The 10,256-nt window shown below is 61.8% G+C and carries 9 protein-coding genes; 7 read left to right on the top strand and 2 right to left on the bottom strand.

Translation table 11 applies throughout. From position 1 onward, the window contains the following. Nucleotides 1-469: 469 nt before the first annotated feature. A complete protein-coding gene (locus B3N48_RS10235; RefSeq protein ID WP_296182922.1) occupies nucleotides 470-1,138 on the bottom strand; it encodes a polysaccharide lyase family 7 protein in 669 nt (222 codons plus the stop codon). 581 nt (nucleotides 1,139-1,719) lie between these two features. On the opposite strand from B3N48_RS10235, the gene B3N48_RS10230 reads away from it, so the two are divergent. From B3N48_RS10230 to B3N48_RS10210, 5 genes are read left to right on the top strand one after another with little or no spacing between them, the layout of a single operon-like run. Continuing rightward, complete coding sequence (locus B3N48_RS10230; RefSeq protein WP_296182919.1) at nucleotides 1,720-2,172, top strand: MarR family winged helix-turn-helix transcriptional regulator; 453 nt, start codon at nucleotides 1,720-1,722, stop codon at nucleotides 2,170-2,172. A gap of 5 nt (nucleotides 2,173-2,177) precedes the next feature. Beyond that, on the top strand, nucleotides 2,178-4,268 hold the full coding sequence (locus tag B3N48_RS10225) for an FUSC family protein (RefSeq protein ID WP_296183068.1): 2,091 nt from the start codon (nucleotides 2,178-2,180) through the stop codon (nucleotides 4,266-4,268). Then, nucleotides 4,265-4,474 (top strand): DUF1656 domain-containing protein, encoded by a 210-nt coding sequence (locus B3N48_RS10220; RefSeq protein ID WP_296182917.1) that lies wholly within the window; start codon nucleotides 4,265-4,267, stop codon nucleotides 4,472-4,474. Before B3N48_RS10225 ends, B3N48_RS10220 begins: the two co-directional genes overlap by 4 nt. Continuing rightward, nucleotides 4,471-5,376: an HlyD family secretion protein gene (locus B3N48_RS10215; protein WP_296182914.1), complete on the top strand. Its 906-nt coding sequence runs from the start codon at nucleotides 4,471-4,473 to the stop codon at nucleotides 5,374-5,376. The genes B3N48_RS10220 and B3N48_RS10215 overlap by 4 nt, the downstream gene beginning before the upstream one ends. Then, complete coding sequence (locus B3N48_RS10210; protein WP_296182912.1) at nucleotides 5,373-6,818, top strand: efflux transporter outer membrane subunit; 1,446 nt, start codon at nucleotides 5,373-5,375, stop codon at nucleotides 6,816-6,818. The genes B3N48_RS10215 and B3N48_RS10210 overlap by 4 nt, the downstream gene beginning before the upstream one ends. Before the next feature lie 258 nt (nucleotides 6,819-7,076). Here B3N48_RS10210 and B3N48_RS10205 read toward each other — a convergent pair whose 3' ends face one another. Then, entirely contained in the window at nucleotides 7,077-7,661 is a 585-nt protein-coding gene (locus B3N48_RS10205; RefSeq protein WP_296182909.1) for a hypothetical protein, read from the bottom strand. Between the two features lie 326 nt (nucleotides 7,662-7,987). Here B3N48_RS10205 and B3N48_RS10200 point away from each other — a divergent pair, with 326 nt between their 5' ends. Next, nucleotides 7,988-8,809, top strand: coding sequence for an aldo/keto reductase (locus tag B3N48_RS10200; protein WP_296182907.1), 822 nt, complete (start codon nucleotides 7,988-7,990; stop codon nucleotides 8,807-8,809). A 118-nt stretch (nucleotides 8,810-8,927) separates the two neighbouring features. Beyond that, a complete protein-coding gene (locus B3N48_RS10195; RefSeq protein WP_296182905.1) occupies nucleotides 8,928-9,944 on the top strand; it encodes a transporter in 1,017 nt (338 codons plus the stop codon). Nucleotides 9,945-10,256: the final 312 nt, after the last annotated feature.

The raw sequence follows: 10,256 nt of genomic DNA, 5'->3' as shown, positions 1-10,256 counted from the left end.
GGAGGCACGACGGCAGCGATGGCGGCTCACCGGTCGCCAATGATTATCCTGACCTGACGCTGTCGATACCGCGTTCCCCCTCACACACCACATGCACAGATTCTGCTGCCGCTTCGCGCCAGATCGCTGCCGTCGTGCCTCCGGCGTCTCCTACGGGTCATGTGGTGTACAAGGGTTTGGTGATCACCTTGCTACCGCATTGGAGGCGTGCACGTCTTCTGACACGCCGAATGCCTTGTAGGAGCCGCCGGAGGCACGACGGCAGCGATGACGGCTCACCGGTCGCCAACGATTTTCCTGACCTGACGCTGTCGATACCGCGTTACCCCTCACACATCGCACGCGCAGATTCTGCTGCCGCTGCGCGCCAGGTCGCTGCCGTCGTGCCTCCGGCGTCTCCTACGGATTTTGAGGAGGGCTGAGGTGATCATCTCGCTTGGAGCTCGCCGCCTGAAACTCGCCGGGGTCGTCAGGCCTTTTTATCGTGGTTGATCTGCAGTTTGTAGAACGTCGCCGCCCCGCCTTCGGTGGCGTAGCCGGTGTTGTCCTGGGTGTACACCCCTGCTTTGAAATACAGCTGTTTGCCGTTCCATGTTCCGTCCAGGCGGGCGCCCCATTGCATGTCGTGGGCGTTGACGCTGAGCTCGCCTGCGGGTGTCAGGTGGATGGTGTAGTTGAAGCGCTCCTGCAGCAGCACCCCGGTGGCCAGCTGGATCACGGCCGGCTCCGACGTCGGCGTCGCACGGTACTTGATGACCAGGTTGCCGTTCTTGGTTTTTTCCTTGTACTGGTATTCCAGCTTCAGCAAGGGTTCCGTGCTGCCGTAGCAGTGAATCTGGCCGATGACGATCTTGCCGGTCGAGGGCACTTGATCCACGGTCAACGTGGCGCGCAGGAAATTGTCCGCCTGGTTGTAGGTCCAGTTGTGCACCGCGCCACTGGCATAGGTTTCGCGCAATTCCGTGCGCGGGTAGATCGCATTGTCGGTCCGCGACCCAGTGACGGGTGCCCAGAAAAACAGCGTGTCTCCCGAACGGAAGTAGCCGTCCTGATAGCCTGTGACGAGCTTCGGCGTGTCGATGATGGTGGCTGGCGTACCCACGGGTACGGAGAGATTCCAAGTGGCAAGGTCAATCATGATGCGCTCGTGGGTGCGGCACGCGCACCAGCAAAGGGAGGTCTCTAGAACAGGGGTTTGCGCCCTGTTTCCTGTCGCCTTTGCTATCGGCTGAACCGGTTGATCTTTAACCGGCCCTACCTGTCAAGAACCCGCCGAACGGGGCAACAAATCAATCTCGGCCATCACATCGGCATCACGCGGTCTGACGTGCAAATTGCGCAAATTTTGATCAACGCGGCGGATTCCGGGGGCTTGGCTTTCCGATGACTGCGCCATTTTTTTGGAAGCGTCGTCCAAGGATGATTCAAAATCGCTGGAAAAACCTTCAGATTTACCGACAGACGGCTCATAAAAATTGAACCCTCAGCCTTCAAGGCTGTCTGCGCCACGCATCATTGCCAATGAGAATCTACCGCTGAAGCGAATCACCAACGTACCGTGTTCCGCCTGCGCTACCTGCCATCCATCTCCTCACGCCAGCTCCCCATTGACGAAACAACATTGTTACCGGATATTAATAGTTAGCAACCTAATAATGCAGCGCCTAATCATTCACTGCCTAACCAAATCTTTTGTCGAATCAATTAGTGGCATCGCTCATGAATCTGGACTCGCTGCAAATGCACATCACCGGTGGTGTGGTCGCGGCATCCCGCCAATGGCGCCGCGTCTGCCAGACCACGCTGGTGAACTACGGCGTGTCCGAGGCCTGCGCAGGTCCGTTATTGATGATCGCGCGCCTGGGTGAAGGCGTGCGTCAGGTCACCGTCGCCCAGGCCTGTGGCCTTGAAAGTCCCTCGCTGGTGCGCCTGCTCGACCAGTTGGGCAAGGCCAATCTGGTGCAGCGCACCGAAGACCCGACCGACCGCCGCGCCAAGGCCCTGAGCCTGACTGACCAAGGCCGTGCGCTCGCGAACGCCATCGAAGACGAGCTGATCCGCTTGCGCCGCGACGTGTTCGCTGACATCGACCCGGCCGATCTCGAGGCCACCCTGCGTGTGTTCAACGCCTTCGCCAAAGCCAGCCCCGTCGGGCCGGAGCTGTCGTCGTGAGCGGCATGTTCAAAGGCTTCTTTCAGGGCGTCCCCCCTTCCCGCGACTGGTTCTACGGCGTGCGCACCTTTGCCGCGTCGATGCTCGCGCTGTACATCGCGCTGATCTTCGAATTGCCGCGCCCTTACTGGGCGATGGCCACCGTCTACATTGTCTCCAGCCCTTTCGTCGCGCCCACCAGTTCCAAGGCGTTGTACCGCGCAGCCGGCACCTTTCTTGGGGCGGCGGCTTCAGTGGTGTTGGTGCCGATGTTCGTGCAGACGCCCTTTCTGCTGGCCACCGTGATCGCGCTGTGGACCGGCACCCTGCTCTATCTGTCGCTGCATTTGCGCACGGCCAACAGCTACGCGCTGATGCTGGCGGGCTACACCATGCCGCTGATTTCCTTCCCGGTGGTGGACAACCCACAAGCGGTGTTCGACGTCGCCGTGTCCCGGACCGAGGAGATTCTGCTCGGCATCGTCTGCGCCGCCGTGGTGGGTGCGATGTTCTGGCCACGGCGACTGGCCCCTGTGCTGGTCGACTCCATGGGCAAGTGGTTTCAGGACGCTTCGACCTACAGCGACCTGTTTCTCTCCCGCAGCGCCACCCCGGAAACCGTAGGCGCCCTGCGCACGTCCATGGTCGGCACGTTCAACAGCCTGGAGCTGATGATTGGCCAATTACCCCACGAAGGGGCTCATCGGCAGACCGTGCGCAATGCCAAGGAACTGCGCGGGCGGATGATTCATCTGCTGCCCGTGATCGATGCCCTCGACGATGCCCTTTGGGCCCTGGAACGCCGCACCCCGGAGCTGGTGGCCGATGTCGCGCCGCTGATCCTCGAATGCCGCGACTGGCTGGAGAAGACCACCGATGGCGCACCGGTGCGGTATTGGGAAGCGCTGCACGCCGAACTCGACCGCCTGCAACCGACCTCGGCGCAGCTGGACGATCGGCGGCAACTGCTGCTGTCCAATGTGCTGTTTCGCCTGCGCGAATGGATCGATCTGTGGCAGGACTGCCGCAGCCTGCAACACGCCATCGAGACCGACGATCACCGCCCGTGGCGTGCGGTCTATCGGCACTGGCGGCTCGGGCGCCTGTCGCCGTTCCTCGACAAGGGCATGATGCTGTATTCGGTGGCGACGTCGGTCAGCGCAATCATTGTCGCCTCGGTCTTGTGGATTCTGCTGGGTTGGCAGGACGGCGCCAGCGCCGTGGCCCTGGCGGCAGTCGCGTGCAGCTTTTTCGCCGCCATGGACGACCCGGCGCCGCAGATCTACCGCTTCTTTTTCTGGACGCTGCTGTCGGTCCTCTTCGCCAGCCTGTACCTGTTCGTGGTGCTGCCGAATTTGCACGACTTCCCGATGCTGGTGCTGGCGTTTGCCGTGCCGTTCATTTGCGTCGGCACCCTCACCGTGCAGCCCAGGTTCTACCTCGGCACGCTGCTGACCATCGTCAACACGTCGTCGTTCATCAGCATTCAGAGCGCCTACGACGCCGACTTCCTGAATTTCGTCAACGCCAACCTGGCCGGTCCGGTGGGCCTGGCGTTCGCCTTCGTCTGGACCCTGATCGTTCGCCCGTTCGGCACCGAAGTGGCAGCCAAGCGCCTGACCCGCTTCAGTTGGCGGGACATCGTGTCGTTGAGCGAAGACGCGACCCTGGCCGAGCACCGGAAAATGGGCGTGCGCATGCTTGATCGGTTGATGCAGCACCTGCCCCGGCTGACCCTCACCGCTCAGGACACCAACATCGCCCTGCGTGAAGTGCGGGTCGCCCTGAACATGCTCGACCTGCTGGCCTACATGCCACGGGTGCACGCAGTGCCGCGCCAGTTGCTGCGCCAGGTGACCACCGAAGTGGGCCGGTATTTCCGCGCGTGCCTCAAGGCCGGCGAGCGTTTGCCTGCCCCCAAAGGCCTGTTGATGACCATGGACCGCGCACGTCGCTCGCTGACCTTCGAGTGGATGGGCGAAGACGCCTCGCGCCTGCACTTGCTGCATGCCTTGAGCGGCCTGCGTCTGGCGTTGCTGCCGGGCGTGGAAATCGTCGACGTGCTCGCCGAGCAAGAAGAACAACCGCCATTTGGCATCGATGGAGCGCCATTGTGATTGGTGATCTGGACATCAGCGGGATTTTCCTGCCGACCTTTCTGGTGCTGATGGGCATCGCCTATCTGATTTTTCTGGTGGTGCACGCCCTGCTGTCCCGTGCCCACTTCTACCGCCTGGTCTGGCACCGGGCTTTGTTCAACGTCGGTCTATACGCTCTGCTGCTCGGCGTCGTGGATACCCTTAGTCGATACCTGATGAAATGAAAAAACCTCTGTTGACCCTGGGCCGCGTGGTCCTGACATTGCTGGTCATCCTGCTCGCCGCGGTCGTCGTCTGGCGCATGGTGATGTATTACATGTACGCCCCCTGGACCCGCGACGGGCACATTCGCGCCGACGTGATACAGGTCGCCCCGGACGTGTCCGGCCTGATCGAAAAAGTCTCGGTGCGCGACAACCAGGCCATCAGCAAGGGCCAGGTCCTGTTCACCATCGACCAGGACCGCTTCCGTCTGGCACTGCGTCAGGCCCAGGCCACCGTGGCCGACCGCAAGGAAACCTGGGAACAGGCCCAACGCGAAAACAGACGTAACCGCAGCCTCGGCAATCTGGTGGCCCGCGAGCAGTTGGAAGAAAGCCAATCCAGGGAAGCCCGCGCCCTGTCGGCCTTGAACGAGGCGCAGGTGGCGGTGGACGCCGCGCAGCTGAACCTCGACCGTTCGGTGATCCGCAGCCCGGTGGACGGCTACCTCAACGACCGCGCGCCCCGTGACCGCGAATTCGTCAGCGCCGGACACCCGGTGCTGTCGGTGGTGGACAGCGCCTCGTATCACATCGATGGCTATTTCGAAGAAACCAAGCTGGACGGCATTCACATCGGCTCGAAAGTCGACATCCGCGTGATCGGCGACAACGCCCGCCTGAGCGGTCATGTCGTGAGCATCGTCGCGGGCATCGAAGACCGTGACCGCAGCAGCGGCTCCAATCTGTTGCCCAACGTCAACCCGGCGTTCAGTTGGGTGCGACTGGCCCAGCGGATCCCGGTGCGCATCGCCTTCGACGACGTGCCCGACGACTTCCGCATGATCGCCGGGCGTACCGCGACCGTTTCGATCATCGATGACCCGGCGTCTGCACACACCTCAGATAAAGGAGTCGCTCAATGAAACCCGGCGCGCGTCTGTTGACCGTCGGTTTAGGCCTGCTGTTGTCGGCCTGCACGGTGGTCGGTCCTGACTACTCGCTGCCAAAAGATGCGACGGTCAATCGCCCCGATTTGCAGGGCGAGATCGCGGGCAGCTCGGCCAACGTGGTGTCGGCCCCGGTCCCCGCCGATTGGTGGCGCCTGTACAACGACCCGGTCCTCGATACTTTGGTCGGTCAGGCGCTGGCGTCCAGCGCCGACCTGCGGGTCGCCACGGCCAATTTGCAGCGGGCGCGTTATGAGACCAATGAGGCTCAGGCCGCAGGCGGTTTCACCAACAGCGCCAAGGCTGGGGCGCAACGCTTGCAGGAGTCCGGGCAGGCGTTCCTGCTGCCCGAGAAGGTGCCGGTGGCCAACGTGGGTGACGTTGGCCTGACCACCTCGTATCAGTTCGATCTGTTCGGCGTGTTGCAGCGCGGCATCGAAGCCGCCGAAGCCAGCACCGACGCTGCTCAGGCCGCTGTCGATACGGCGCGCATTACCCTGGTGGCTGACGTGGTCCGCTCCTACACGCAGATCTGCGCGGCCAATGAAGAACGCAACATCGCCCTGCATTCGCTGGCGTTGCAGCAACAGAGCCTGAACCTGACCCAGCGCATGCGCGATGCCGGACGCGGTGACGAAACGCAAGTGACCCGCTCTCAGACCCAATACAAATCCTTGCGCGCCGACCTGCCGCGCTATGAAGCCGCGCAACGGGCCGCGATGTATCGCCTGTCGATGCTGCTGGCCCGACCGCTGAATCAGTTGCCGAAAGGCGTCGCCGACTGCGCCGAACTGCCGCGCATCGCCCAAGTGATGCCGGTGGGCGATGGCGCCGCGCTGCTCAAGCGTCGCCCGGACGTGCGTCAGGCCGAACGGCGGCTGGCGGTGTCGAGCGCTGCGATTGGCGTGGCCACCGGCGAGCTGTATCCAGACATCAGCATTGGCGCGACGGTCGGCACCGTGGGCATCCTCAAAGACCTGGGTGACCCTTCGACCAACCGCTGGGGCTTTGGCGGCGTGATCAACTGGACCCTTCCGTCCAACGGCGCGCGTGCCCGCATCCACATGGCCGAAGCCTCGAATCAGGCAGCCCTGGCGCACTTCGACGGCGTGGTGTTGAACGCGATCCGTGAAGCCCAGACCGGTCTCTCGCAATACACCGCCTTGCTGGAACGTCGCGACGCCCTGGCCGACACCGAAGCCTCCGCCAAACAGGCCGCCGACCAGACCCACCGTTTCTTCCTGGCCGGCCGAGAGTCCTTCCTCGCCGACCTTCAGGCAACCCGCACCTACACCGACGTCACCGCGCAACTGGCGGCGGCCAATACCCAAGTGGCGATGGGGCAGATCGATTTGTTCCTGGCGCTGGGTGGGGGCTGGGAGAATAGGCAGGTAGAGCAGGCCCAGGTACATAAATAAGGTCCGACACGGACTCAACTGTGGGAGTGAGCTTGCTCACGAAAGCGGGGTATCAGCCACAACACATGCGGCGGATGTACCGGCCCTTTCGTGAGCAAGCTCACTCCTACACAGGAATTGCACAGACTGCACCCTCCGCGCTCGTCGCTTGCCGCTTGCACTCAAACTCACTGCTCACTGCTCACTGCTCACTGCTCACTGCTCACGAAGGATACCGTGCGGACGGGCATCTAAATCTACCCCAGCTGCCTGATCCGGCTACTGCGCCGTTTTATAGACAAACGTCACGCTATCAGTCCCCTCCGGTTTCTTGTCGGGAGCTTTGGGGTTTTTCTGACCGTCGCGTGTTATATGCACGATTCGCGCTTGCGCCCCCGGACCAAACGGCTTGCCCGCAAACTGACTGGAATCACCTTTGGTCCCCAGCACGCCCACGCAAAAGGGATCATTAATGTCAGGATCCTCGTTCACAGCAGTTCCAGGCGGGTAATAGCACAGTTGAATTCGCTCGCTTTTGTAGCCGGGATAGGTCGTGGCACGCCAGCGGAGCGTCTCAACGGTCATGCCTTGAGCCCTTTGATCCCCTGAGTTTTGCACCAATGGGGGTGAGAAATTATCGGCCTTCACCGTGAAGTCAGCCGCTCCAACCCCAGCATTCGCCACATACATGCTCGACGGTGCCACATCGGCGGATACGATCTGATGCGAGGCCTGGGCTGCCGGCAGCTCTGAACTCGGAGGATCACTTGCGGGGTCTGTGGAGGGGGCCAGCCCCAAGGCGTGAAGGGAGATCATACTGGCCAATGAAGCAGCGGTGAGCCCGAGTAATGTCGGCTTTTTCATGTGTACGTCCTTGTGAGGTTCAGGTGTGTTCGCCGTCTTGCAGGCTTTGGCGCCGTTTCCCGTCGGCGAACCATTTTTCAGAAGCTAAATCCATGAAAAACACAGATCCACAACGTTATCTCATCGGGAAAGGCTGGTATCTGTCAGCGTGAACGCAATCGGATCAGCCATATCCCTTGACGTTGTTACCTGAACTACACATGAACTCCTTAGATGAGGTATAGCTCCAATTTTGCTGTTTAGCCTGCAAGCGGCAAATCCACCGGAACCATGTCCTGCTTTAAATGCCTCAATTCTCACGATACCCATTCGGCAGGAGTCACCCCATGCGCACGCTTCAACTGGCAGACAAAACCGTTCCCGTCATTGGTCAGGGCACGTGGCACATGGGTGAGGATCGCCACCAGCGGCAGGCCGAAGTGAAGGCACTGCGGCACGGCATCGAGCTAGGGCTGACGCTGATCGACACGGCCGAAATGTATGGCGAAGGTGGCGCCGAGGAAGTGGTCGGCGAGGCCATCGCCGGCAAACGCGATCAGGTGGTGCTGGTCAGCAAGGTCTACCCCCACAACGCCAGCCGCAAAGGCATCCCGGCCGCCTGCGAGCGCAGCCTGCAACGGATGAACACCGATTTCATCGACCTCTATCTGCTGCACTGGCCCGGTTCGTACCCTCTCGATGAAACTGTCGAGGCCTTCGAGCGCCTGCGTGAGGCAGGAAAAATCGGCCGTTGGGGCGTGTCGAACTTCGACGTGTCGGACCTGCTGGAACTCAATGACCCACGCTGCGCCACCAATCAGGTGCTGTACAACCCCGAAGAGCGCGGCATCGAATACGACCTGCTCCCGTGGATGGAAACCGAGGGGATGCCGCTCATGGCCTACTGCCCCATCGGCCAGGCCGGTAACCTGCTGATGAATCCCGCCATCCTCGAAGTTGCCCAGCGCCATAACGCCACCCCGGCGCAAATAAGCCTGGCCTGGGTGCTCAGGCAGGACGGCATAATCGCCATCCCTAAGGCCGTCAACCTGCATCACCTGGAATCGAATGCCCAGGCGGCGGACATCGAGTTGACGCGGGACGACGAATTGTTGCTCGACACCTCATGGCCTGTGCCAACCCGCAAACAGCGTCTGCAGATGGTCTGACAGCCCCAGCAGCGCCCCAACATGAAACGATACAAATCGTCACAAAACTGTCAAAACCGCTTGCGATGATGCCGCTCTAGCGCCATGCCTTCAGTGGCCCCATCGCCTGCGAGCCTTCATGAATCACACCATCGCCCGTCCTCAGGACTCCGACATGTTCGGTCTGCTGTACGGATTCCGCTTTCGTCCCGATGAAGCCGCCCGAGAAATCGACGCGGCGACGGCGCTGGAGTCTCTGCGCAATTCGACCGACGAAAACGAATTCATCTGGCTGCACCTGAACCTGGCCCACGCCAGTTGCGAACGCTGGCTGAAAACCAACCTGGAATTGCCGGACGAGTTCCTCGAAGCGCTGCACGAAGGCTCGCGCTCGACCCGCATCGAACATGTGGACTCTGCCCTGCTGGCGGTGGTGAACGACGTGGTCTTCGACTTCAACCGGGTGTCCACCGACATCGCCACGCTGTGGGTCTGCGTGCGCAGCAATCTGATGATTTCGGCACGGCATCAGCCGTTGCGCTCGGTGGATCAACTGCGATCGTCGGTCAAGCGAGGGGAAACCTTCCGTTCTCCGCTCGAGTTGCTGGCACACCTGCTGCGCGATCAGAGCGACGTGCTGGCGCAGTTCATGCGCAAGACCAGCATCAGCGTCGACAAGATCGAAGACCAACTGCTCTCCCAACGCCTGAGCAATAACCGCACGGAGCTTGGCGCCATGCGTCGGGTGCTGGTGCGCCTGCAACGGCTGCTGGCGCTGGAGCCGGGCTCGCTGATGCGCCTGCTGCACCGTCCGCCGCACTGGCTACTGGAAGAGGACTTGCAGGAGTTGCGTCAGTCCACAGAAGAATCGGCGCTGGTGATCAGCGACCTCACCGCGCTGGGCGAGCGGATCAAGCTGCTGCAGGAAGAAATCGCCGCCAACCTCAACGAACAAAGCAGCCGCACGCTGTTCACACTGACCGTGGTCACCGTGCTGGCGCTGCCGATCAATATCGTCGCGGGCTTCTTCGGCATGAACGTCGGCGGCATTCCGTTGGCCACAGACCCCCACGGCTTCTGGATATTGGTGTTGCTGGTGGCGACCTTCACCTTCGTCGCCGGACGCTGGGCGTTTCGCAAGAGCCGGGATTATTGAGCCACCCACATCCAAGACTCGGCGCTGAACTGGTAGGAGCAGCCGGAGGCACGACGGCCGCGAACGCGGTGTGTCAGATAACACTTCGCCGACTGACCCAACGCCATCGCTGCCGTCGTCCCTCCGGCGTCTCCCGCAGGATCGGCGGCGTGCCAACATTCAAGACTCGGCGCCCAATCTGTAGGAGCAGCCGGAGGCACGACGGCAGCGAATGCGGTGGGTCAGATAACACCTCACCGACCGACCCGATGCCATCGCTGCCGTCGTCCCTCCGGCGTCTCCTACAGGATCGGCGGCGTACCGACATTCAAA

It is taken from the genome of Pseudomonas sp. UBA1879 (genome assembly GCF_002338065.1).
Lineage (GTDB): Bacteria > Pseudomonadota > Gammaproteobacteria > Pseudomonadales > Pseudomonadaceae > Aquipseudomonas.
Note: the sequence above shows the minus strand (reverse complement) of the source record. Positions and strands in the feature narration are given on the sequence as shown.

Bases quoted from the DNA above. Each gene is read 5' to 3' on its own strand.
- B3N48_RS10235 (WP_296182922.1), bottom strand. From the start codon at position 1,138: ATGATTGACCTTGCCACTTGGAATCTCTCCGTACCCGTGGGTACGCCA.
- B3N48_RS10230 (WP_296182919.1), top strand. From the start codon at position 1,720: ATGAATCTGGACTCGCTGCAAATGCACATCACCGGTGGTGTGGTCGCG.
- B3N48_RS10225 (WP_296183068.1), top strand. From the start codon at position 2,178: ATGTTCAAAGGCTTCTTTCAGGGCGTCCCCCCTTCCCGCGACTGGTTC.
- B3N48_RS10215 (WP_296182914.1), top strand. From the start codon at position 4,471: ATGAAAAAACCTCTGTTGACCCTGGGCCGCGTGGTCCTGACATTGCTG.
- B3N48_RS10210 (WP_296182912.1), top strand. From the start codon at position 5,373: ATGAAACCCGGCGCGCGTCTGTTGACCGTCGGTTTAGGCCTGCTGTTG.
- B3N48_RS10205 (WP_296182909.1), bottom strand. From the start codon at position 7,661: ATGAAAAAGCCGACATTACTCGGGCTCACCGCTGCTTCATTGGCCAGT.
- B3N48_RS10200 (WP_296182907.1), top strand. From the start codon at position 7,988: ATGCGCACGCTTCAACTGGCAGACAAAACCGTTCCCGTCATTGGTCAG.
- B3N48_RS10195 (WP_296182905.1), top strand. From the start codon at position 8,928: ATGAATCACACCATCGCCCGTCCTCAGGACTCCGACATGTTCGGTCTG.